Origin of the sequence: Sinanaerobacter sp. ZZT-01, from assembly GCF_035621135.1 — a bacterium.
In the GTDB taxonomy this organism is placed as follows: Bacteria; Bacillota; Clostridia; order Peptostreptococcales; family Anaerovoracaceae; genus IOR16.
The window spans coordinates 2,151,659-2,174,935 of record NZ_CP141728.1 but is presented as its reverse complement, the minus strand read 5'-3'; the positions used below and the strand labels follow the sequence as shown (position 1 = coordinate 2,174,935).

General features: G+C 40.5%; 15 protein-coding genes, 7 tRNA genes, 3 rRNA genes and 1 other annotated feature. Of the genes, 4 read left to right on the top strand and 21 right to left on the bottom strand.

Translation table 11 applies throughout. From position 1 onward, the window contains the following. Position 1 precedes the first annotated feature (1 nt). Complete coding sequence (locus U5921_RS10415; protein WP_324823086.1) at positions 2–364, bottom strand: BlaI/MecI/CopY family transcriptional regulator; 363 nt, start codon at positions 362–364, stop codon at positions 2–4. 563 nt (positions 365–927) lie between these two features. On the opposite strand from U5921_RS10415, the gene U5921_RS10410 reads away from it, so the two are divergent. Then, a complete protein-coding gene (locus U5921_RS10410; RefSeq protein WP_324823084.1) occupies positions 928–1,824 on the top strand; it encodes a hypothetical protein in 897 nt (298 codons plus the stop codon). A 676-nt stretch (positions 1,825–2,500) separates the two neighbouring features. On the opposite strand, the gene rrf is transcribed toward U5921_RS10410, so the two are convergent. The 20 genes from rrf to U5921_RS10310 form a co-directional block, all read right to left on the bottom strand. Then, positions 2,501–2,617 (bottom strand): 5S ribosomal RNA (gene rrf / locus U5921_RS10405). A gap of 148 nt (positions 2,618–2,765) precedes the next feature. Then, positions 2,766–5,655: ribosomal RNA gene (locus U5921_RS10400) — 23S ribosomal RNA — on the bottom strand. 396 nt (positions 5,656–6,051) lie between these two features. Then, a tRNA-Ile gene (locus U5921_RS10395) sits at positions 6,052–6,128 on the bottom strand. A 175-nt stretch (positions 6,129–6,303) separates the two neighbouring features. Next, positions 6,304–7,823: ribosomal RNA gene (locus U5921_RS10390) — 16S ribosomal RNA — on the bottom strand. The 16S, 23S and 5S rRNA genes sit together here with 1 tRNA gene alongside, the layout of an rRNA operon. A gap of 470 nt (positions 7,824–8,293) precedes the next feature. Next, positions 8,294–8,491 carry a hypothetical protein gene (locus U5921_RS10385; RefSeq protein ID WP_324823082.1) on the bottom strand — a complete coding sequence of 66 codons (198 nt, stop codon included), beginning with the start codon at positions 8,489–8,491 and terminating at the stop codon, positions 8,294–8,296. 367 nt (positions 8,492–8,858) lie between these two features. Beyond that, the gene (locus U5921_RS10380) at positions 8,859–8,981 is read right to left on the bottom strand and encodes a hypothetical protein (protein ID WP_324823080.1); all 123 of its coding nucleotides are present in this window, start codon (positions 8,979–8,981) and stop codon (positions 8,859–8,861) included. A 260-nt stretch (positions 8,982–9,241) separates the two neighbouring features. Next, positions 9,242–9,676: a hypothetical protein gene (locus U5921_RS10375; protein WP_324823078.1), complete on the bottom strand. Its 435-nt coding sequence runs from the start codon at positions 9,674–9,676 to the stop codon at positions 9,242–9,244. Positions 9,677–9,774: 98 nt separating this feature from the next. Next, positions 9,775–10,605, bottom strand: coding sequence for a DUF4367 domain-containing protein (locus U5921_RS10370; RefSeq protein ID WP_324823076.1), 831 nt, complete (start codon positions 10,603–10,605; stop codon positions 9,775–9,777). Next, positions 10,598–11,152, bottom strand: coding sequence for a sigma-70 family RNA polymerase sigma factor (locus U5921_RS10365; protein ID WP_324823074.1), 555 nt, complete (start codon positions 11,150–11,152; stop codon positions 10,598–10,600). Before U5921_RS10365 ends, U5921_RS10370 begins: the two co-directional genes overlap by 8 nt. 98 nt (positions 11,153–11,250) lie before the next feature. Then, the gene (locus tag U5921_RS10360; RefSeq protein WP_324823072.1) at positions 11,251–12,399 is read right to left on the bottom strand and encodes a GGDEF domain-containing protein; all 1,149 of its coding nucleotides are present in this window, start codon (positions 12,397–12,399) and stop codon (positions 11,251–11,253) included. 354 nt (positions 12,400–12,753) lie between these two features. Next, positions 12,754–12,945: a hypothetical protein gene (locus U5921_RS10355; RefSeq protein WP_324823069.1), complete on the bottom strand. Its 192-nt coding sequence runs from the start codon at positions 12,943–12,945 to the stop codon at positions 12,754–12,756. Positions 12,946–13,074: 129 nt separating this feature from the next. Continuing rightward, positions 13,075–15,318, bottom strand: coding sequence for a U32 family peptidase (locus tag U5921_RS10350; RefSeq protein ID WP_324823067.1), 2,244 nt, complete (start codon positions 15,316–15,318; stop codon positions 13,075–13,077). Positions 15,319–15,342: 24 nt separating this feature from the next. Then, positions 15,343–17,073: an ABC-F family ATP-binding cassette domain-containing protein gene (locus tag U5921_RS10345; protein ID WP_324823065.1), complete on the bottom strand. Its 1,731-nt coding sequence runs from the start codon at positions 17,071–17,073 to the stop codon at positions 15,343–15,345. Between the two features lie 505 nt (positions 17,074–17,578). Continuing rightward, a tRNA-Cys gene (locus tag U5921_RS10340) sits at positions 17,579–17,653 on the bottom strand. 54 nt (positions 17,654–17,707) lie between these two features. Continuing rightward, positions 17,708–17,782, bottom strand: a tRNA-Gln gene (locus U5921_RS10335). Positions 17,783–17,801: 19 nt separating this feature from the next. Continuing rightward, a tRNA-His gene (locus tag U5921_RS10330) sits at positions 17,802–17,877 on the bottom strand. Positions 17,878–17,904: 27 nt separating this feature from the next. Beyond that, positions 17,905–17,981 (bottom strand) — tRNA-Asp (locus tag U5921_RS10325). 7 nt (positions 17,982–17,988) lie between these two features. Continuing rightward, positions 17,989–18,064, bottom strand: a tRNA-Val gene (locus tag U5921_RS10320). 40 nt (positions 18,065–18,104) lie between these two features. Continuing rightward, a tRNA-Met gene (locus tag U5921_RS10315) sits at positions 18,105–18,181 on the bottom strand. 517 nt (positions 18,182–18,698) lie between these two features. Beyond that, positions 18,699–20,069, bottom strand: a complete 1,371-nt coding sequence (locus U5921_RS10310) for a TrpB-like pyridoxal phosphate-dependent enzyme (protein WP_324823063.1) — start codon at positions 20,067–20,069, stop codon at positions 18,699–18,701. A gap of 100 nt (positions 20,070–20,169) precedes the next feature. After that, positions 20,170–20,420: a binding site (T-box leader), on the bottom strand. Positions 20,421–20,680: 260 nt separating this feature from the next. Here U5921_RS10310 and U5921_RS10305 point away from each other — a divergent pair. Genes U5921_RS10305 through U5921_RS10295 form a run of 3 tightly spaced genes read left to right on the top strand, consistent with a single transcriptional unit; the run spans position 20,681 to position 23,276 of the window. Then, positions 20,681–21,118 (top strand): potassium channel family protein, encoded by a 438-nt coding sequence (locus U5921_RS10305; RefSeq protein WP_324823061.1) that lies wholly within the window; start codon positions 20,681–20,683, stop codon positions 21,116–21,118. Next, a complete protein-coding gene (locus U5921_RS10300) occupies positions 21,115–21,783 on the top strand; it encodes a TrkA family potassium uptake protein (protein WP_324823059.1) in 669 nt (222 codons plus the stop codon). Before U5921_RS10305 ends, U5921_RS10300 begins: the two co-directional genes overlap by 4 nt. Then, positions 21,780–23,276, top strand: coding sequence for a TrkH family potassium uptake protein (locus U5921_RS10295; protein ID WP_324823057.1), 1,497 nt, complete (start codon positions 21,780–21,782; stop codon positions 23,274–23,276). The genes U5921_RS10300 and U5921_RS10295 overlap by 4 nt, the downstream gene beginning before the upstream one ends. Position 23,277: the final 1 nt, after the last annotated feature.

Genomic DNA, 23,277 nt, shown 5'->3' with positions numbered 1-23,277 from the left:
TTTACACCTCATCCTGTTCGTTAATCAGCTCAAATAAATCTCTTATTTCCGTTTCCGTTAATTTTTTGCTTCGAGTAAAAGCAGCAATAAATTTTGGAAGTGAACCGCCAAATGTTTCTTCTACAAATTCTCTGCTTTGTAATGAATAAAATTCTTCTTTCTTTATGCGAGCCGTTACCATGGTATCTTTATTTTGTAAAATTCCACGGTGACATAATTTCCGTAAAACCGTATAAGTTGTTGATTTTTTCCAGTCTAACTTTTCACTGCACAATTTGACCAGCTCACCCGAATGAATCGGTTCATTTTCCCATATCAATTCAACAAATTTACTTTCAATCTCCGCTAATTTATATTCAGTCATTTCCATACCTCCTCTTTTCGGTTTATATTCAATAAACCACATTTTCAGTTTACTGATTGTAAACCAAAAAGTCAATAAAAAAAGAATTTCTTCGGGTGTTCTGCTTGGTAAAGTGCCGGCGCACCGTCCCCACAACCACTTTTTTGGAGTGGCTTTTCTTGATTTACATCTGTTGTGCTATATGATAGAATGCTTATATCAAATCTTAAGAATTTTTAGTAATTTAATGATTTTTGCATAATTTTATTTATAACAAATAACGTGAACTAATTTAATTAGTAATTCTTAATATGCCCAATAAACACTGCGATCGAAAATGAGTAAAAAGGGTTACGCTAAAAGCATTAAGTGCTGGTTCTATTTACAATGATGCTCGGAATGAACACGCAAGCATTTGCAACAGATACAACAAAACAGCAAACTGTAATCTCAAACAGTAAAGTGTTTTAGTATAAGTGGGTACCTCTCTCGAGTCTGATTCAGAAATTAACCCCTGAGCACTTCCGCTTGTATGTTTATTTATGACCATAATATTTATATTGTGAAAAAGGAGCGAATTAATTATGAGAATACACTTAGCAAATGGTCAAAATATGTTCAGACTACAAATGCAAAGTCCACTTTCACAAAGAATAGCAGGACAAATGCAAAATTCAGGTTTTAAAAAAATAATTCAGCAAGTAAATGCCTATTATGGCAGCAAGAGAAGCCATGATACGGTTGAGCTGAGCAAAAAGGCTCTGGACTTACTCAATGCCAGCAAAACCAAGAAAACGGATGAAACTGAGAAGCCTGAAGCCGCTGCGGATTATCAGAAATATTCAGCCGGAATTACCAAAGAACAATGGGCTGAAAATGCCCTTTCGGAGCAGAGAAATGGCATAAAGACTGCTTCCGATATTATCGACCATGCAAAATCAAAATTAAAGTACACAATGTCAAAAATTCACGAGCTTGAAGAATATTTGAATGGCACTGGTACTCACAGTGATCCCAATATGACAAAAGAGCTTGCCGAAACATATTTGCATAACTACAAGCATAGTATTCAAACAGATTATACAGATATCCTGCAAAGTCATATTCATCCACACCAATCTGCAGTGGACGAGTATGATGAGCTGTCAGGTGGGCTGGCATCTAAGGTAATCGGAAACCAGCTTGACTCTATTACAGCTGAATCTTTAGGACTTTCCAATTTTTCTGGCGACCCTCAAGAAATTATGGAAGCGTTAGAAAATGCCTCCAAGATACTGAATGGAATGAACCAGAAAGTAGAAAGCGCCTATGCCGATATGACTGGTGGGAAAGTGTTTACTGAACACGCCAGCAGCACTTCTATCTTTGATGGTAATTCCAGTCTCAACTTCTTTGCGTCACAGATGGAAAGATCGCATAGAATAGTGGATACTCCATTGAAGTTTAATGGTCAAACATTAAACTTGAGGGGATACTTTTAGGCAGACAAAGTAGCAGTATTGGCAAACCAACCCTAGAATTTAGGGGGTAAGCATATTGTAGCAAGCAATACTTGTTGAGGGAAGCACCTTCATTCCCCTTGAACACAGAATTTCATTCTGTGGCTACGCCCTTCGGACGCTTTTTACACGGTCAGCTTACCGCTGACCGTTTTCTTTTTTCTGTTCTTGTTCAAGTTTCTCTCCCTCCTCCATGCAACCGCCATACCCGGAAGTAAATTATTCTTGAAATCATTAATGCTTGAGTAAAAAATAGATTCTTGACATAAAAAAAAAGAAGCTATCAAAAGATAACTTCTTTTTGTAAAACTGGCAACGTTCCGTGCTTTTCACGTCTCTCCGACTCGAAGCTTCCGCTTCTCCCTGCTGTCCTGTTTTACTTTAAATCCGTATAAAAAAGCGAACTTAGTTTTTCCAAGTTCGCTTTTTGTAAAACTGGCGACGTCCTACTCTCCCAGGCAACGTTCGCCTCCGGCTCTCTCCTACGCTCATTTCATTCGCTTCGCTGTCCCATTTTCCATTGCAGCTAAAGCTTGCGCAAAATGGGCACCTTCCCACCTATTAGAATTAGGTAGGTACTTGGCTGTTACCCTTTCAGTAAAAAATAGATTCCTGACATAAAAAAAAGAAGCTATCAAAAGATAACTTCTTTTTGTAAAACTGGCGACGTCCTACTCTCCCAGGCAGCTGCCCGCCAAGTACCATCAGCGCAAAGGAGCTTAACTACTGTGTTCGATATGGGAACAGGTGTGACCTCCTTGCTATAGTCACCAGATATGAAGGTTAGGCAATAAAATTCTAACAAACAAGTTTGTTGAATTTCTTGCACAAGTCTGTCATCCATTTAATTCTTAAATGGCACAGGCTCATGTACCCTCAAAACTAAACAATGTAATCTTTTCTTCGTTACTTTCTTGAAACCATTGGTCAAGCGTTCGACCTATTAGTATCGGTCAGCTGAATATGTTACCATACTTACACCTCCGACCTATCAACGTGATAGTCTCTCACGGGTCTTATCAGTAAACTGAAGGAAATCTATTCTTGTGGGGGGCTTCGCACTTAGATGCTTTCAGCGCTTATCCCTTCCATACTTAGCTACCCAGCCGTGCCCTTGGCAGAACAACTGGTACACCAGAGGTATGTCCATCCCGGTCCTCTCGTACTAAGGACAGCTCCACTCAAATTTCCGACGCCCACAGCGGATAGGGACCGAACTGTCTCACGACGTTCTGAACCCAGCTCGCGTACCTCTTTAATGGGCGAACAGCCCAACCCTTGGGACCTACTTCAGCCCCAGGATGAGACGAGCCGACATCGAGGTGCCAAACACCCCCGTCGATGTGGACTCTTGGGGGGTATAAGCCTGTTATCCCCGGGGTAGCTTTTATCCGTTGAGCGATGGCCCTTCCACTCGGTACCACCGGATCACTAAGCCCGACTTTCGTCCCTGCTCGACTTGTTGGTCTCGCAGTCAAGCTCCCTTTTGCCTTTACACTCTTCGCGCGATTTCCGACCGCGCTGAGGGAACCTTTGGGCGCCTCCGTTACTCTTTAGGAGGCGACCGCCCCAGTCAAACTGCCCGCCTGACACTGTCCCAGTACTGGTTCACAGCACGTGGTTAGAACTTCAATGTTACAAGGGTGGTATCCCAAAGGTGGCTCCTCTAATACTGGCGTACTAGATTCTTAGCCTCCCACCTATTCTGTACATGCAACACCGAAATCCAATATCAAGCTGCAGTAAAGCTCCACGGGGTCTTTCCGTCCTGCTGCGGGTAACCGGCATCTTTACCGGTACTACAATTTCACCGAGTCTATTGTTGAGACAGTGCCCAGATCGTTACGCCTTTCGTGCGGGTCGGAACTTACCCGACAAGGAATTTCGCTACCTTAGGACCGTTATAGTTACGGCCGCCGTTTACTGGGGCTTAAGTTCTGTGCTTCGATTGCTCTGACACTTCCCCTTAACCTTCCAGCACCGGGCAGGCGTCAGCCCCTATACTTCAGCTTTCGCTTTAGCAGAGACCTGTGTTTTTGGTAAACAGTCGCCTGGGCCTTTTCACTGCGACCACATTTCTGTGGTTCCCCTTCTCCCGAAGTTACGGGGTTATTTTGCCGAGTTCCTTAACAATAGTTCTCTCGCTCGCCTTAGGATTCTCTCCTCATCTACCTGTGTCGGTTTGCGGTACGGGCACCTACGATCTCGCTAGCGGCTTTTCTTGACAGTGTGAAATCAGTTGCTTCGGTACTTTATTTCCCTCCCCATCACGCCTCAGAATTGTTACGGCGGATTTGCCTACCATAACTCCCTTGACGCTTAGACACGCTCTACCAACGGCGTGCTCAACTTATCCTTCTGTGTCCCCACTTCGCTCAAACGATTTTCGGTGGTACAGGAATCTCAACCTGTTGTCCATCGCCTACAGCGTTCGCTCTCGGCTTAGGCCCCGACTAACCCTGAGTGGACGAACCTTCCTCAGGAAACCTTAGATTTTCGGCGGGTAGGATTCTCACCTACCTCTCGCTACTCATGCCAACATTCTCTCTTGTATACAGTCCAGCTCGCCTTACAGCTCACCTTCTGCCCGTATACAATGCTCCTCTACCAATTGCCTAAGCAATTCCAAAGCTTCGGTAGTAAGTTTTAGCCCCGTTTATCTTCGGCGCAGAGCCACTCGACTAGTGAGCTATTACGCACTCTTTAAATGAGTGGCTGCTTCTAAGCCAACATCCTAGTTGTCTATGCAGCTCCACATCCTTTTCCACTTAACTTACATTTTGGGACCTTAGCTGTTGGTCTGGGCTGTTTCCCTTTCGACTATGAAACTTATCTCACATAGTCTGACTCCCAAGTATAATACTGCGGCATTCGGAGTTTGATAGTCTTCGGTAACCGGTGAAGGCCCCTAGGACATTCAGTGCTCTACCTCCGCGTATCTTTCCTTGAGGCTAGCCCTAAAGCTATTTCGAGGAGAACCAGCTATCTCCGGGTTCGATTGGAATTTCACCGCTATCCACACGTCATCCCAGCCTTTTTCAACAGACATGGGTTCGGTCCTCCATATCCTTTTACGGATACTTCAACCTGCACATGGATAGGTCACCCGGTTTCGGGTCTACAGCATACAACTCATCGCCCTATTCAGACTCGCTTTCGCTTCGGCTCCGGTGCTGAACACCTTAACCTCGCTGCATACCATAACTCGTTGGCCCGTTCTACAAAAAGTACATGGTCACTTGCGCTCCCATTGCTTGTAAGCATAAGGTTTCAGGTTCTTTTTCACTCCCCTTCCGGGGTTCTTTTCACCTTTCCCTCACGGTACTATTCTCTATCGGTCACTAGGTAGTATTTAGCCTTGGGGGGTGGGCCCCCCTGCTTCCCACCAGGTTTCACGTGCCTGGTGGTACTCTGGTGCCACTCTTTACTCGATTCATTTCGTCTACAGGACTCTTACCTTCTACGGTCGGCCTTTCCATGCCGCTTCGACTATCAATCTTGTAAGTGATGAGTGGTCCACAACCCCGGATAAATCCGGTTTGGGCTCTTCCCCGTTCGCTCGCCGCTACTGAGGGAATCGATGTTTCTTTCTCTTCCTCCGGGTACTTAGATGTTTCAGTTCCCCGGGTTACCTTCTCTATACCTATTTGATTCAGTATAGGATACTTGCGCATTACCACAAGTGGGTTGCCCCATTCGGAAATCTACGGATTAACGGTTATTTGCACCTGCCCGTAGCTTATCGCAGCTTGTCACGTCCTTCTTCGGCTCCTAGTGCCAAGGCATCCGCCTTATGCTCTTATTCACTTGACCTAAGTGAATCGTCCACTGAGTAATGTGGACTTATTTTTTACTATGTTAAAAAACTTAGTAATTCTGGTTTCTCGGTTCAATTAATTTGAAATTGTAGTAAATACCCAGTCAGCTTCTCTTTCACTTCCTCTTTCGATTCCATGCTCGAAAAGACTGTCTTAGTTTTTACTTTATTTTTTTGCCTTTGTCTTACTTGCTTGACTATGTTCCGCCGTAGAATTCTACAAACTAAAGTTTGTGAATTCCTGACGAAGCACGTTCTAACATTTCCTACGGAAACGTAAGACAAGTGCACTTCGATTTCGTCTTAATTTGAATTTTAAGATTTACATTGTTCAGTTTTCAAGGTACGTTCGGTTACTTGCGCAACCTATTTCTCTGTATAACAATACAAAGTGGTGGGCTTGGGAGGACTCGAACCTCCGACCTCACGCTTATCAGGCGTGCGCTCTAACCACCTGAGCTACAAGCCCCTGCTAGTTTTATTGTAACCTAGCTATGACATCGTCGCTCCTGCTCGCTTACATACAATTGTATGCGCACTCCGCTTTCGCTTTCTCAGTCTACGCCATCTTACAATATTCCTGCGCAGCCTATTGCCCGCTAGTTTTATATAAACTCATAGTGTAGAAATTGTAGTCTCCTTAGAAAGGAGGTGATCCAGCCGCACCTTCCGATACGGCTACCTTGTTACGACTTCACCCCAGTCATTGATTTCGCCTTAGGTAATCTATTTCTCGACCAACTTCGGGCGCCCCCAACTTCCATGGTGTGACGGGCGGTGTGTACAAGACCCGGGAACGCATTCACCGCGGCATTCTGATCCGCGATTACTAGCAACTCCAACTTCATGTAGGCGAGTTTCAGCCTACAATCCGAACTGGGACCGGTTTTAGAGTTTTGCTCTTCCTCACGAATTTGCTTCTCTCTGTACCGGCCATTGTAGCACGTGTGTAGCCCAGAACATAAGGGGCATGATGATTTGACGTCATCCCCACCTTCCTCCGAGTTATCCCCGGCAGTCTCACTAGAGTGCCCAGCCGAACTGCTGGCAACTAATGACAAGGGTTGCGCTCGTTGCGGGACTTAACCCAACATCTCACGACACGAGCTGACGACAACCATGCACCACCTGTCTCCTCTGCCCCGAAGGGAAGCCTCGATTAAGAGACGGTCAGAGGGATGTCAAGTCCTGGTAAGGTTCTTCGCGTTGCTTCGAATTAAACCACATGCTCCGCTGCTTGTGCGGGTCCCCGTCAATTCCTTTGAGTTTCACACTTGCGTGCGTACTCCCCAGGCGGAGCACTTAATGCGTTAACTACGGCACCGAAGGATCGCTCCCCCGACACCTAGTGCTCATCGTTTACGGCGTGGACTACCAGGGTATCTAATCCTGTTTGCTCCCCACGCTTTCGTACCTCAGTGTCAGTTACAGTCCAGAAAGCCGCCTTCGCCACTGGTGTTCCTCCTAATATCTACGCATTTCACCGCTACACTAGGAATTCCGCTTTCCTCTCCTGCACTCAAGCCATGCAGTTCGTAAGGCTAACAATGGTTGAGCCATTGCCTTTCACCCCACGCTTACATAACCACCTACGTACTCTTTACGCCCAATAATTCCGGATAACGCTCGCCCCCTACGTATTACCGCGGCTGCTGGCACGTAGTTAGCCGGGGCTTCCTCCAAGGGTACCGTCATTTTTTTCTTCCCCTTGGACAGAGCTTTACGACCCGAAGGCCTTCCTCGCTCACGCGGCGTTGCTGCATCAGGCTTGCGCCCATTGTGCAATATTCCCCACTGCTGCCTCCCGTAGGAGTTTGGACCGTGTCTCAGTTCCAATGTGGCCGATTACCCTCTCAGGTCGGCTACTGATCGCTGCCTTGGTGAGCCGTTACCTCACCAACTAACTAATCAGACGCAGGCCCATCTCATACCGATAAATCTTTGACGAAAGTGTCATGTGACACTCACATGTTATGAGGTATTAATCCCGGTTTCCCGAGGCTATCCCTCTGTATGAGGCAGGTTGCCTACGCGTTACTCACCCGTCCGCCGCTTTCCTCTCACTCATTCGACCGAAGTTTCATTCGTGAGCTTCTCGCTCGACTTGCATGTGTTAGGCACGCCGCCAGCGTTCATCCTGAGCCAGGATCAAACTCTTAATCAATTTGGTATCTAAACGTTCCTTTCGGAACCTTCAAATCTAGCTCAGCTAAACGCATTGCGTTTTGCTTGGTTTCATTTTCATAATTGCTCGAACCCCTAACAAAATTCGTTTCACAAATTTTAGTAGGTGTCGTACAGAAATCTCATCAACTTTAGTTGATAGAGATTTTTCAGTTACGAATCTGAAATTATTGTTTTTAAGAAATTGTACGAAGATCCATTCAATTCATTGAATGTTTCTTACCAATCTTTTGCAGATTGTTTTTGTACTTAAGTCTTTTTCGTCTCTGTCAGTTTGCACTGTTTCGACGTTTGAGATTTATTTAAAAATCTCTTGACTCAATTTCTACACTATGGAGTTTTCAAGGTTCATCCCTTTCTTCTTTTATGCCGAGCATACTTTCCGAAAGGTCTCAGACTGAAAAATGTTTCAAATTCTTTTGTCCATCTTCTTCGTCCGATGCACTATTTTCAAGTGCTGCTCCGTATTGACGAAGCTTTTTTATTATAGCTTGCTGTGCTCATTTTGTCAACTGCTTTTTTCTGTTTTTCAACTTTTTTCGCAATTGCTTGATGTGCTTCGAATGTGATGTTTTCACATTTCATACAAGCTGTTTGTGTTATCTCATGTTCACGAGACAACTCATTCATAATACCAAGTTTTGGCATTACTGTCAACTACTTTTTTCGATTTTATTCGACTTTTTTTCGTTTGCACATCTGTTTATAAAAGAACCAGTCAAGGACTTCAAATATTCATCTGTGCGAGACAGCTTTAATAGAATAGCAAAGTATGCCTTCTCTGTCAACTACTTTTCTTATCTTTTCGCTTCTTTTTTGATATATTATTGAAATCGTTTTTTCCCTACCTATTTAATATAAAAAAACAAGGTCAACCTCATAATGTGTTGACCTTGTCTTGCGTCTCATTTTTCTCGATCTTGCATATTCTTCCATTCACGTATCAGAATGGGTATACAAGTCGCATACATGACAGCGGTTGCTATCACAAAGAAAATGGGCACGAAGGGCTGCTCTAGAAACATTTCATCACACTCCCAACTTTCAAGCCGTAACGCACGTTCCCCTTCGTAGTTGCAATCTTGAAATGTCTGACAGCTCTTTGCACAGTTTTCAGTGCTAATTCTATCACGTTCATGTTCCGTCCCCCTAATAGTAATTTGACGATTCATCTTTGAAAACTAAACGCACATTAATCTCTACTTCTTATTATTCACATTATCTACTTTTTCCGTTCAAAATAATGTCGAAAACACCCACTTCATTCTTTGTTTTTTCTACGAATATCTGACACAAAATTTAGGAACCAACCATATACTTCTCTTTTTTTATCATTATATACAAATAAATCTTTTTTTATTCTGATTTTATACTAACTTTTTAGAAATAAATAATAAATTATAATCCAACTGCTTGGGTATAATACGCATTTGTCCTCGTTGTAATGCCATTTACCTTATCTTCAAAAACCACTTTAACACGGAATGTGCCGCTGCTGCTCATTGTAAGAATGCGGCATTCAGACAGAACAGGCGTGTTCGTGTCCTTGATCTCAAAGGTCTCTCCAAAATCCACATACTTTTTGGTGGAAGTGTTCAGCTTCTGAACGGTGCACGTTGCCTTGATGTAATCTGCAATCACCGAAGAGCGGCAGTACACCTCCAACTCCGCTTTCTTATCTGCCATCCTGGTCAGCGAAAGGTCGCCGCTCGCCACCATACGCATGGACGGCAGCTCCCGAGCCTTCACCTCTGCGCCATACACAAATGTCGATGAAAATACCATCATCAACGCCAATACGAATAATACTGCTACCTGTTTTTTCTTTTTCATGAAATCCTCCTTTATTGGTCCCTATACTTAAACGCAAGAAAGGAGACAAAAATTGCACTTTTTTATTAAATTTCTACATAAAATAAAAAATTTTTTACTTAATGCTTAAGCTTTTCTTTGATTTTTAATAGCTCGTCTTTTTCTAAGGTACCAGAAATTGATATAGTATAATCATCATACACTATTAATAACACAGACACACCATTAAGATTTTGATCCTCTTGATAAAAAACTTTATCTTTTTCCAACTCTTCAAAGCCCTCAATCGCATTTGCAAAAACTGCACCTTGGTCATCATTGAACGCTCTCTGACTTAAAATCACTTTAGTATTTTCATCATCTTGATAAATATAAATCGCTTTAAAATTCTTATTGCCAGACTTTTTAACCGTCAATGATTCAAATGCATAATCCTCCGGAATATATCCAGGAACTACCAGCTGATCATACTTTTCATTCATGGCATCGATATATCTTTCATCTTCAACAATCTCTTCTATAGTCTGTGGTTCCTCTACTCCAACATGGCTGTCTTCTACAAATCCATTTTCTATCTCTTTTCCAAATAAGTTTAACTTTATTTTCCCTGCTATAGATGGCTCTATTTTAAAAAAAGAAGTTACAATTGTTGTGAGAAACAGAAAAAGAATCAGTGCTCCCGCAATTTTATAACATCTGTTTTTTCTTCCCCATTCAAAAAACTTTTCTTTTATTCCGGCATAAATAGGCTCATAGACCGAAGGATTCTGCTTCCGCTTTTCGATCTGATCCATCTCCTCCATAAAGGATTGCAATGTAGGTTTCTGTATAGAATTCAATTCCTGAAAGAAGTCTAATTCATTTATAGGGTCCTCCATTGCCTCTTTTATCAAGGTCTGGCTTAAATGCCTGTCCCTCTCATACACTTCATCTTTGATCTTTTTACACATGCTGAACTCCCCTCCTGTGGTCCTTGCAATATTCTGTTCCATCTACCTTTGCTCTCATGTACTCCAGTGCTCGCTTATGGTAGGAAGCTGCTGTATTATAATTCAAGCCTAAAAATTTTGCTACAATTTTTAAGGGCAGTTCATAGTAATCACACAAAAGAACAATTTGCAAATACTCATCGCGCATTTCATTAAATAAAAATTGAATATCACGAAGATTTCCTTCATGATTTACATAATCGTTAATATTTGATTCCACTCCAATGTTTTCAATCAGGTCAGCATTTTCCAAGCTGCGCAGCAGCTCACTGTTCTTACGGTAATGACTGCAAAGGGTATTCATTGCCATCCTTCGCAAAGCCGCAGACAAATGCCTGTAACCTTTTAGCTTTTCAATATTTTTCCATGCAGTAACCATCGTTTCCTGCGTAATTTCATTTGATAAAAAGACATCTAGAGTAATCGTATATAAAAACTTATTTATGTACTCATATTTAGGCCAAATAATATCTTCAAAAAATCGGCGATCGTTTAAACTTCTTTCCATTTGTATTTCATCTCCCACTCATTCATTATTATACAAAATCTGTAACAAGTCCATATTATGCCAAACCAAAATGATGCAATACATTTCTTACTATTAAATTATTCTCCTTTTTCTACTCTGTTTCTCCCTTTATCTTTTGCTCTATATAAGCCTCGATCTGCTTTTTGTACTAGCTCCAAAACCGTATCCGATGCTAGATTTGTAGCGATACCCAAGCAGCAAGTCACCTTGTCCTTCAAACGAAAGTCAAAATTCTCAATTCTAACTCTGATTTGTTCTGCAATCTGATAGATTGTATCAAATTCCGTCTCTGGGCAGATAACCAAAAACTCTTCTCCGCCCCAGCGTCCAACAGCGTCTTCTTTTCTCACGCTTTGCTTAATCAGCTCCGCTACTTCTACGAGCACGCGGTCTCCGACACTGTGGCCATATGTATCATTGATGGACTTAAAAAAATCTACATCCAACAGAATGAGTGAACATGTTTTTCCGGTTTTCTTACATTTTATAAATTCATCTTCTAATAATTGATTTAACCAGCGGCGATTATATAAGTTTGTTAAGGAATCCATAGTAGAATTGTAATGCAGCTCTTTATTTATCTTTTCAATCTCAATCGTTTTTTCCTGAAGCATTTCATTTTTCTTTCGAATCGTTTTCTGATTGACAAATTCTTTTCGAAAACGTTGAAAGCCAATACAGGATGCAATCCATGCAATGACGTTATTGGATATGATATCATATTTGTAGTTATGATAAAGAACCTCTGGTTTAAAGATAGGTAACAAAAGAATTGTACAAACACAGGTGATTGAATAAATCATAAAGCTCTTCGCCGGACGGAAATAAAAAAATACTGCAAAACCATATATGACTGCTATATATACTGTTGGTATCGCAAATATGGTACTTTTTATGGTCAGGGCACGTAAAATCGATGAAGCAAACCCATATAAGCCAAAACTTAATTCATATATCTTCAGCCATAGGCTGGCATACATTATGTTTCTCCCATAAAAATAAACAGCAAATATAAAATAAACTCCCATCACAAACGCAGAAAACAAATGAATGTCCTTTAATACATCGTCCTGGGCTAAAAAATACCCGTAACAGAATTGTTCAATTGCTAAATAAAAGGCTAATACCATAATACACACATTATTGTGCATAAAAAGATTTAAGGAAAAATCATCTTTGTTCTCCTCAAAATTTCGATCAAAAAAAGTTTGATTTATAAATTCCATATTAAACCTTCCAAACCAATAAAAAAACGGACCTGAAAAATTACATTCCAATCTCCTCTTTTAAATAATTCTTTTTAATCTATCTTAATATTAAATATTTATTTTAATTATATTCTAGCATTCAGCAATTTTCTAGATATTTTTTCAAATATCTGCTTATTTTTTAAAGTTTGCTATGTTTTTTTAATTTAAATTGGTAATTTGTAATTTGTATCAAAAAAAGACTCCCGTTTTACCCGCTATGTGAGAAGGAGGTATCACAGAAGTCTTTTATTCTTGATATTGCAAGTATCTTATTCTTTTACTTCATTCTATTTCAAGTACATTTGCATTGGGTAGGATAAGTATTCTACGTCATCCATTACGCTGAAAGCTTTGCAAGGTGCGCTCTATCGCTCTTTTTTGATAGTTCGACTTTCGTATTTGCTCATCAATTTGCAGACTTTTTTGATTCAATACACGTTCCATTAATGAATGATTTGGTTTCTCCAGATGTCTTTTAATATCCTTAAGCTCCATTCCGAGGGCTTTCATATATTGAATCATATTTAAATATGCATCCCTTGTAAATACACACATCTAATTTTCGAAATAAAGAAACTCCAATCCACCTAATTTCAATGGTTTTGGAGCTTTTATTCAGTATGTGGCACCCAGATTGAAACTAGGACTTCCTTACAAAATTTCTTTATTGAAATGGCCTCTCGTATCTGTTTCCTTATTAAAGGCAGATTTATCAGTTGCGCCATTTAGTTTGCTCAATGCCTTATGAATGGTTTTCACAACCTGCTCTTTTGATTCAACCGTAAAGTTTAATCGAAATGCCTCAATTCCTTTTATACAAGACATCTCGTCTAAAAGATTCAGTGTCTTCCCATTTAGAATTGTCGTTGTACAATCCTCATGAGAAAGGATGGGGAACGTTCCGTGCTCATCTTTTAATTCGTAGTGCTTCGTTTTGCAATCACCGCATTGATTCATTTTTTTCAGTGGACAATATTTTGTAAACAGCAAAGGAGCCTTACCGTATACGATCATTTCCAGTGCAGGATAGCCGTCATTTTCTTCAGAATAGGCATGGATTAAATCTTCAATTTGTCTCTTATTCAATTCATAAGATAAGGTGACTCGTTTTGCACCTAATCGATATAATTCATAACAGCTGGCAGAGTTCACAACATTGAGGGAATAGTCCGTAACAAAAGGATTTGTTTCTCTATAGTGATAGATTCCGCCGTATCCTCCGATTAGCAGCTGCCCTTCCTTTTCTTTGTACTCGTTTTGATTTCTTCGAACAATGTTTTCGAAATAGATTTCCTGAATACCGCAGCTCACGCAGGCATCATACTGCTCCGTCGTTGTGACAGAGGCTGTAAGGTATGGTTTTACAGATGGGAAGCTTATTTTCTCTTTTGCTTTCGGAGTCTTGGTTCTCTTCTCTTGGCTGTTAAGCTTTAAGTCATACAAGCCCTGTACAATCTCTCTTCTTGCTGCATTTAACAGTTTCGCTGGGACGAATGCATTTTGTTCCTCAAATTCTACAGAATGAAGCTGGAATATCGTATCATTCAATCTTGAAAATTGCTTGATTACCTGCTCTTTTGTCGTCGGACTATTCATTGCTTCGCTTAGTAGTTCTCCGCTCTCATATAAATAATGAAATCCTAATCCTTTTGCATCTACAATCAGCTTTGAACCTGGACATGCATACACTCTAATATCTAGGTCAAAACGCTTAAATTCTTTTTCCAGTGAGGCTTCTATCGCTTTATAGTAGGAAGAATCCTTCGTGATATAGACAAAGTCCCCCTTAGAGAGTTTTTCTTTTATCTTGATGTAACAGACATCCTCTGCTTTGTTAATTAAATTGCCGTCTTTGTCGTACAGTTTTACAACAGTTAAATTCACATCTTCATTGTTATGACTGATTCGGATGATATCGTTTTGATGCAAAGGCTTTGTGAGCGTTATTTCATACCTGTCTTTTACAACCTTGCTGATTGTTCCAATTTCATAACCAAAATTATTCGGTCTTAAAATGTTTGTAATCTCTTTCTTATCTTCGTGGAACAAATATCCTTTCGTAAAGGTTCGATTGAAGGTTTTTTTCAAATTTTCTTTCTCATCTTTGGTTATTTTATGGTCTAAGGCTGCACGATATTTTGATACAACATTTGCAACATAGGCAGGCTCTTTCATTCGACCTTCTATTTTTAAAGAATCAATCTCTTTTAAATCATCGATATAATCAATTGTGTTTAAGTCCTTCATAGATAGAATATAGTTTTTCCCTAAAGAAGTATTTGTTGTCTTATCGATGAGTTCGTACTCCTTACGACAGGAACCAACGCATCTTCCGCGATTGCCGCTTCGATAACCGATCAGGCCCGACATGAGACAGTTCCCGGAATAAGAGACACATAAGGCACCGTAAACAAAGATTTCCAAAGGTATTTTGGCAATTCTTTTGATTTCTTTTACTTTTTCAATCTCGACCTCACGAGACAGAACCACTCTTTTTGCACCGAGTTCTTTCAATAATAAAGTTCCGTCTAAATCGTCGATTCCCATTTGCGTTGAACAATGTGCTTCCATATCAAGAAAGTTTTTAACGAGGTAATCGAACACAGCAAGATCTTGGACGATAATTCCATCCACACCGATTTCATTTAACTCGTGCAACTGCTCTTTCATCGCTTCCATTTCATTTTCGAAAACGATGGTATTCATGGTTACATGGATTTTAACATTCCGCAGGTGTGCATACAGTACCGCCTCTTTTAACAACTCTAAATCAAAATTAGAGGAATAGGCCCGTGCGCCAAATTTCTGCGTTCCCAAGTATATCGCATCACAACCATTAGAAATTGCAGCTTTTAAAGCTTCCATATTTCCTGCCGGAGCTAATAATTCAGTCATTTTATCCTCCATACTACTCGCAGCTTAGCGAAGTTCTTCTAACTGACTGCAAAGTTTTTCTACCGTTATCAGATCGTTCTTTTTAAAGGCTGCCGTAATATCAGCTTCTAATTCTTGTTTTTTCTTGTCTATCTCTAAATACTTCTGATCGAAATATTTATCATATACCATTTTACGAAAAGAACGCGCGCGCAATCGCCGAATCGTGTTCCCTTCTATCAGTAAAACGTAATCCGCACAATTTGCGACAAGATAGAAATCATGACTTACCATCAGTACAGCCCCTTTATATTCGGAAATGGCTTTTTCCAGGGCCATTTGTGCATAAAGATCCAAATGACTGGTCGGTTCATCCAAAATTAGTAGTTCTGCATTTGTATTTGCAATCATCGCAATCTGGAGCAAATTCTTTTCCCCGCCGGATAGCTGTCCTATTTTTTGCTTTAAGGTATCTCCTTCCAAGCAATAGTTTTCTAAATACTCACGAATACTTTCCTTTGTCTCAAAACCTACGTTCTCCATAACCTCGTATACCGTTTTTGTTTCATCTAAATTCTCACCCTGAAGCTGAGATAAATAGGCATAGCTTATAGTTTCGTCGATATGAATGGAAGGATGGTTATTCTTTAAGATATCACGCATTAAAGTCGTTTTTCCTGTAGCATTTGCGCCAACAATGGCTGCTTTTTCGCCAGCGAGCAATTCAAAATTGACATTTTGAAGTAAAGTTTCATCAAACGACACATTATAATCTGAAATGTTTAAAACAGGTTGTTTTTCTTTAACTTCAATCGCCGGAAGTTCAATCTTCGGCTCACGAAGTTCAATAAAAGGTGCCTTAATTTGCCTTGCACGCAAACGGTCAAGCTGTGCTTGCTTTGCATTTGCAGTACTCCCAACAACAGGATTGTCATGCAGCGTGGCTCTTTTACGAAAAATATCAACCATATTCTTCGTACGCTCAATTTCTTCTTCTTCTTCTATACTCTGCAATTTCAGTTTTAGCTTTTCCTTTAGCTGCGCTGAACGATATCCTGTATAATTTCCATCAAATTCCTGAATGTCACCGTTTTCCAAATGTAAAATTTTGTTAAAGCAGTGATTCAGCAAATATCGATTATGGGTAATGACTAATACCGTCCCCTCATAGTCGTTAATTAACTGACAGAGTCGATTTAAGTTCCCAAAATCCAGAAATACATCCGGCTCGTCCAAAACGAGGAACTCTTGAGACAGTAACATTTCTCTCATAATCTGAAGTAGCTTGTACTCTCCGCCACTCAGTTGCGATAACTTTGTTTCTTCTAATTCACGCATACCGGCTGCATATAGCTGTTTGCGGATATTGTTTACATAGTGATCTCCGTCCATGGCCTCAAAGGCATCTAAAAGAGCCTGGTATTTCTCGAATAACGATGACGCATCTTCAGCTGCTGCCATTTCTTCACACACGGCAGCTGTCGCTTGCTGATTTTCCACAAATCTCTCACTTAAATATTCAAAAACCGTGCAGTCCTGTGTTTTATCTCTCACGGCAAACTGACTGGCATACCCAATACGGCAGTTTTCATCTTTTATAATCTTCCCATCGTACAAATACTGTTCCGGATGAATTATCATATCAACAAGCGTTGATTTCCCAGTACCATTGCTTCCGATAAAAGCTGCATGCTCTCCCATTTTTAATGTGAACGAAACTTCTTTATATAAATCTTTTGCAGGAAAACCAAAGGAAAGTTTTTCTACTTGAATCATTTTTCATCTCCATTCCTGCTATCGGGGCAAATGAATTGCTATTATTATGCCCGTATCAGCATTTTGTTTTAACTTCTCCCATGTGCAAAATGGCACATGACTGTTAGGTTGAACCTCTTCCAACCTTTTATGCTCTTTTCTGAAGAAATACTAAAATTGTAAATTTGCCACAGTAGATTATAACAATTCACACTGCATAACACAAGAAAAGTTGCTAAAACAATGACATCTGTTTATGGATAGTGCTTACGGTTTATATAATGAGCTTTCTGTTTCGTTTTCATTCCGACACGAGCTTCTTCACATACTAAATTACAATTTCAGATTATCTGTCTTTACATAATTTTCAAAGATAAGTTATCATAAAAATGACTTTAATTCGAAAGAGTCACTTATTTATGGAGAAACAGAAACTCAAAATACTTACTAATATCCTCTTCACAATTTAAAATCAAAATAAAAAACCCCAAATCCATTATCTACAATGAACTTGGAGCTCTCACTTTGGAGGCGACACCCAGATTTGAACTGGGGAATAAAGGTTTTGCAGACCTCTGCCTTACCACTTGGCTATGTCGCCCTAACAGCACTATTTTATGATTTAAAATGTACTTATATGATAGATTTTAAAAATTGGCTAGGGTAGGAGGATTCGAACCTCCGAGTGACGGAATCAGAATCCGTTGCCTTACCGCTTGGCGATACCCCAACGTCACTCTTGAATATTTTGGGGTGGGTAGTGGGGTTCGAACCCACGCATGCAGGAGCCACAACCCTGTGTCTTAACCACTTGACTATACCCACCATATGAAAACAAATTGCAAATTTAAATGGCGACCTGGATCGGGCTCGAACCGACGACCTCCAGCGTGACAGGCTGGCATTCTAACCAACTGAACTACCAGGCCGCAAAAATGGTGGGCGCTATAGGGCTCGAACCTATGACCCTCTGCTTGTAAGGCAGATGCTCTCCCAGCTGAGCTAAGCGCCCAAATTTGCGTTTACAGCTTTATATCGCTGTGTCTTAAATGTGGTAGCGGCGAGTGGAGTCGAACCACCGACCTTTCGGGTATGAACCGAACGCTCTAGCCAACTAAGCTACACCGCCACATTTGTTTTCAAAAGCGTCATGAACATGTCGCAAGAAAGATATTACCATTTCCATGATTTCCTGTCAATACATTTTTCGCCGAAAATTTATTTTTTATGCATATATTTGTTATATTGTTACCGCTTTCTTATTTTTAACGTTCTAATTTCAAGTTTTGAAATAAATGGAACTTCTTTTAATTTCTTTTCGCCATACTATGCAAAACAAAACTTTACACGATATTTTTTATTGTAACGTTACCCATTTTATCTTAGGTCAAAAAACAAATAATTATGCAAAAATAGGAGGAATTAAACTTGATTCCAAATTAGCGGCAATCTTCAAAATTAGCGGCAGTCCTCGATAAAACCGTACCGATAACTTAAGCCTTCCACAAAGTTTGATTGACTCGCCATAAATTACATAAAGAAGAGGTTGCTACACGACTAATCATTTCTTCGTCATGCAACAGCCTCTTTTATTTTAAAAAATAGATTCATTTTCTAACTAGTGAATGTATTATTCTAGTTTAATCTTAAATTTGAGGAAGCGCATCAAACCCTTTTTGTAAATCCTCATCTGTTGGAATATAGTCTTTCATGCTCCCATCCTTATAGGACGCATACGCAGTCATATCAAAATAACCCGTTCCGGTCAGACCAAACAGAATTGTCTTTTCTTCTCCGGTTTCTTTACAGCGCAACGCTTCTTCAACCGCTCCAAGGATGGCGTGTGCGGACTCCGGCGCCGGCAAAATGGTTTCATATTTCGCAAACAGATTCGCCACTTCAAATACCTTCGTCTGAGCTACTGATTTTGCCTTCATATAGCCATCATGATACAGCTTAGAAAGAATTGGAGACATCCCATGATAACGAAGTCCTCCGGCATGATCGGCAGAAGGAATAAAGCCGCATCCCAATGTATACATTTTTGCCATCGGCGTAATTTTACCTGTATCACAGAAGTCGTACGCATATTTTCCTCGGGTAAATGACGGGCAGGAAACTGGTTCAATCGCCAAAATTTCCGGATCTGCTTTACCCATAAGCTTATCCTGCATAAACGGTGCAATTAATCCTCCTAAGTTGGAGCCGCCACCTGCACAGCCTATTACAATATCCGGATACTCTCCCAAAAGTTCCATCGCTTGCTTGGTTTCTAAACCAATGATCGATTGGTGCAGCAAAACTTGGTTTAATACGGAACCTAATACATATCGATGCCCTTCGGTTGTAACCGCTTTTTCCACTGCTTCGGAAATGGCACAGCCTAGGCTTCCACTCGTATTCGGATTTGTTTCAAGAATTGCTCTTCCTGCATTTGTTGTCATACTTGGGCTTGGAATGACATCTGCATCAAAGGTCTGCATGATTGTTTTTCGAAATGGTTTCTGCTCATAAGAAGTTTTTACCATATATACGGTAAGCGGAATATCGAAATACGCACAGGCCTCTGACAATGCCGTGCCCCACTGTCCTGCTCCTGTTTCTGTGGTCAGCCCCTTTAATCCTTCCTCTTTTGCATAGTAAGCCTGTGCAATCGCAGAATTTAATTTATGACTGCCGGATGTATTATTTCCCTCAAACTTATAATAGATTTTAGCAGGGGTCCCCAATGCCCGTTCCAACTGATAAGCTCGAACCAGCGGAGACGGGCGGTAAATTTTATACATCTCCTGCACTTCCTCGGGAATGTCGATATAGCGTGTTTTCCCATCCATTTCCTGCTTTGCAAGCTTCTCACAAAACACCGGATAAAGATCTTCAGCCTGTGCAGGTTTACCAGTCGCCGGATTCAGCATCGGTTCTGGCTGTTCTTTCATATCTGCACGTAAATTATACCATTGTTTCGGCATCTGATCCTCTGTTAAATAAAATCTGTGCGGAATTTTTGATTGTTTCATTTTTTTCTCCTCTCTTTACCGAATTTTAACGGCAGATAAAAAACAGAATAAAGCAATGTTTTCTCTAAAATTGTAACAAAAAAACTCTTGTCTCAGTTTACACTGGGACAAGAGTCTATACTCCTGCGGTACCACCCAAATTGATGCAAAATGCATCCACTTTATGCATACTATCATATGCACTCCCTTGATAACGGATGGAGATTCCGTTAGGCGCTACTCAGTCATTTCTGCTTTTCGTCCTACCCTCATAAGTCCATTCAGCTATGGATTCTTTACTGCAATCACACCCTTTTGCAGCTCTCTGTAAAAAAACACTCATGGCCTACTCTTCTTAATCTACGGTTTGAAAAATTATCTTTTTTTCACTTTACCTTTTTTTAAATTGTATGTCAAGCTTTTTCTGATTTTATTTCTGCTTTATGATATTAACAAAATTTTAACATCTTCTATACAAAGACTAACAAAATACTAACTGTGTAAAATTCCTTTCATAACGTATACTATAAGTGAAAGCATACGTGCTTTACTCACCAAAATGACGCAGAATAATAAACTGTGAAACATTAAAATACCGAAGAAAAAATACCGAAGAAAAACGAGGACTTTTCATGTTTGGAACAAAAAATAAAAGTATATTAATTGCCGGATGCGGCCGGTTGGGCGGAAGTATCGCAGGATCACTGTCAGAACAGGGCTATAAGGTAACTGTAATCGACCCTGATAAAGAAGCATTTCGAAAGCTTCCTCCTGCATTTTCCGGCTTTCAGATAATTGGTGATGCGACAGATTTAGATACACTTGTAAAAGCCGGTATCAAAGATACCGATATTTTAATGGCGACAGCAGATCGAGATAATGTAAATCTGATGATTGCACAAATCGGCAATGTCATATATGAAGTCAAACAGGTCTATATCCGCCTTTATGATATGGAAAAACAACAGCTGGTAGAAGGCCTTCATATCTACCCTATTTTTCCCGCAAAGCTTTCGATTCAGGAATTTGAACGTCTCAGTACAATTGATATCAAGGAGGAACTTCTATGAAAATTGTCATTGCGGAGGGCAAAACCAAAGCAGATTTTTTAATTGGTTCCCTTCTGAAAAAAAAGCATTCGTTAATGGTCATCAATGAAGACCGCGCATTTTGTGATTATCTTGCACAAACCCATAAAATTCCTATTCTTCATGGGGATTCCAGTAAAATTTATACACTTGCCGATGCAAAGATTGAAAATTATGATATCTTAATTGCGCTGTCCGCTTATGACTCTGATAACCTTGCTATTTGCCAGGCTGCAAAGCGGCTTTTTCATATTAAAAAGACAGTGGCTGTTGTATCTAATCCAAAAAATGTCGATGTATTTAAGACGCTGGGGGTAAATACTGCAATCAGTGCAACTTATCTGCTGACACAGATTATTGAGCAAGCTTCTACTGTGGACATTCTTCTTCACACCATTTCAATTGAGCATAACAAGCTGGTATTGACAGAACTTTTAATGGACAAGCATTGTCCTTACCAATATCGGCAGCTTCAAGAAATACCACTGCCGGACCGAGCACTCATTTGCTGTGTCCTACGAGGAAACGATATGCTCCCTCCGCAGAACGAACTTCTTTTACTGCCAAATGACAAGCTTATTTTTTTATCTTCACCGTCGGCACAAGATACCATAATCGCAACTATGACTGGAAGGAAAACAAAATGAAACCAGATTCTAAAGTGACCGGAAGCCAGCTGATTCTTGGCTATTTGGGCATTATCTTAATATTGATCGGCATTTCTGTACTGCTTCCTCTTCTTGTACTCTTGGCTTATCCGGAGGAAATCGGTGATGCAAAATATTTTATTCTGCCAGGCGTCAGCTGTTTATTTTTTGGGTATCTTCTGAGCTTTTTAGTTAGAAGCGGTGAAAAAACACCCCTAAATCCCGGACAGAGTGCGTTTATCGTCACTTCGTCGTGGCTTTTGGCAATCTTAGCATCGGGAATGCCCTTTTTTATTACCGGCCAATACAATTTTACTCAGGCAATGTTTGAATCCACCAGTGGCTGGAGTACGACAGGGCTTTCTGTTGTTGATGTTGAAAATACTTCACATATCTTTCTGATGCATCGAAGTCTCATGCTCTTTTTCGGAGGTATCGGATTGGTATTAATTATGGTTTCTGTTTTAAAAGATGCATCGGGAATGCGATTGTATCAAGCAGAAGGCCATTCGGATAAACTGCTCCCTAACTTGATTCAATCTTCCAGATTAATCCTATCCATATACACCGGATATATTGCGGCAGGAACTGTTTTATATATGCTCTTTGGAATGGATTGGTTTGATGCTGTAAATCATGCAATTGCAGCCGTTGCAACAGGAGGGTTCTCCACCAAATCGGAAAGCATCGGCTATTTTAACAGCGTGCCGATTGAAATTGTCTCCATTATTTTAATGTTTTTAGGCTCTACTAATTTCGTTGCGAGCCTTTATATATTCCGTGGCAAGTTCCGCAATTTTTTTCGTTATTGTGAGCTTCGCTTTACCTTTTTTCTTTTTCTTTTTTCAACCTCGCTTTTCGCCTTCTTCCTTTGGAGAAAACAGGATTATCCGATCTTACAAAGTTTCAGAGTTGCCGCTTTTCAAGCCGTATCTGCTTTTAGTACGACTGGCTTTCAGACCGTTCCTTCTTTTGCAGTCTGGTCAAGTGCCTTATCGCTGCCTCTGATCCTGCTTATGATCATTGGCGGAGAAGCCGGATCAACCGCAGGCGGCGTGAAACAGTTCCGTATATGGGTCTTTCTAAAAGGAATCTATTGGAGTCTTCGCGACACCTTTTATAGTGATAGAATTGTTCGTGTTAATTACGTGAAAAAGCCGGATACCGATGAAGTGATCGGCAATAAGCAGCGAGCGGAAATTGGCAGCTTTTTGTTCCTCTATCTTCTAATCATGCTGACCGGAACATTAATCCTATGTGCTTACGGGTATCCTTTAAAGGAATCTCTGTTCGAAATTTCCTCTGCAATGGGAGGTGTCGGTCTTTCTTGTGGAATTACATCTTATTCCGCCAGCACTTCCATACTTTGGGTGTTAATGTGTGGTATGTTTATCGGCCGATTAGAAATTTATGTTGTCGCCATATCTGTCATACATTTGCTTACTGCTCCGAAAATCGCTTATACTAAGATGAACCGTAGAATCTGGAGGTAAA

Coding starts and splice junctions, on each gene's coding strand:
- U5921_RS10370 (WP_324823076.1), bottom strand. CDS start 10,605: ATGTGTAAAAAGATCAAAGATGAAGTGTATGAGAGGGACAGGCATTTA.
- U5921_RS10380 (WP_324823080.1), bottom strand. CDS start 8,981: ATGAACGTGATAGAATTAGCACTGAAAACTGTGCAAAGAGCTGTCAGA.
- U5921_RS10350 (WP_324823067.1), bottom strand. CDS start 15,318: ATGACTGAATTATTAGCTCCGGCAGGAAATATGGAAGCTTTAAAAGCT.
- U5921_RS10305 (WP_324823061.1), top strand. CDS start 20,681: ATGTTTGGAACAAAAAATAAAAGTATATTAATTGCCGGATGCGGCCGG.
- U5921_RS10385 (WP_324823082.1), bottom strand. CDS start 8,491: ATGCCAAAACTTGGTATTATGAATGAGTTGTCTCGTGAACATGAGATA.
- U5921_RS10410 (WP_324823084.1), top strand. CDS start 928: ATGAGAATACACTTAGCAAATGGTCAAAATATGTTCAGACTACAAATG.
- U5921_RS10365 (WP_324823074.1), bottom strand. CDS start 11,152: ATGGAAAGAAGTTTAAACGATCGCCGATTTTTTGAAGATATTATTTGG.
- U5921_RS10355 (WP_324823069.1), bottom strand. CDS start 12,945: ATGATTCAATATATGAAAGCCCTCGGAATGGAGCTTAAGGATATTAAA.
- U5921_RS10295 (WP_324823057.1), top strand. CDS start 21,780: ATGAAACCAGATTCTAAAGTGACCGGAAGCCAGCTGATTCTTGGCTAT.
- U5921_RS10415 (WP_324823086.1), bottom strand. CDS start 364: ATGACTGAATATAAATTAGCGGAGATTGAAAGTAAATTTGTTGAATTG.
- U5921_RS10375 (WP_324823078.1), bottom strand. CDS start 9,676: ATGAAAAAGAAAAAACAGGTAGCAGTATTATTCGTATTGGCGTTGATG.
- U5921_RS10360 (WP_324823072.1), bottom strand. CDS start 12,399: ATGGAATTTATAAATCAAACTTTTTTTGATCGAAATTTTGAGGAGAAC.
- U5921_RS10345 (WP_324823065.1), bottom strand. CDS start 17,073: ATGATTCAAGTAGAAAAACTTTCCTTTGGTTTTCCTGCAAAAGATTTA.
- U5921_RS10300 (WP_324823059.1), top strand. CDS start 21,115: ATGAAAATTGTCATTGCGGAGGGCAAAACCAAAGCAGATTTTTTAATT.
- U5921_RS10310 (WP_324823063.1), bottom strand. CDS start 20,069: ATGAAACAATCAAAAATTCCGCACAGATTTTATTTAACAGAGGATCAG.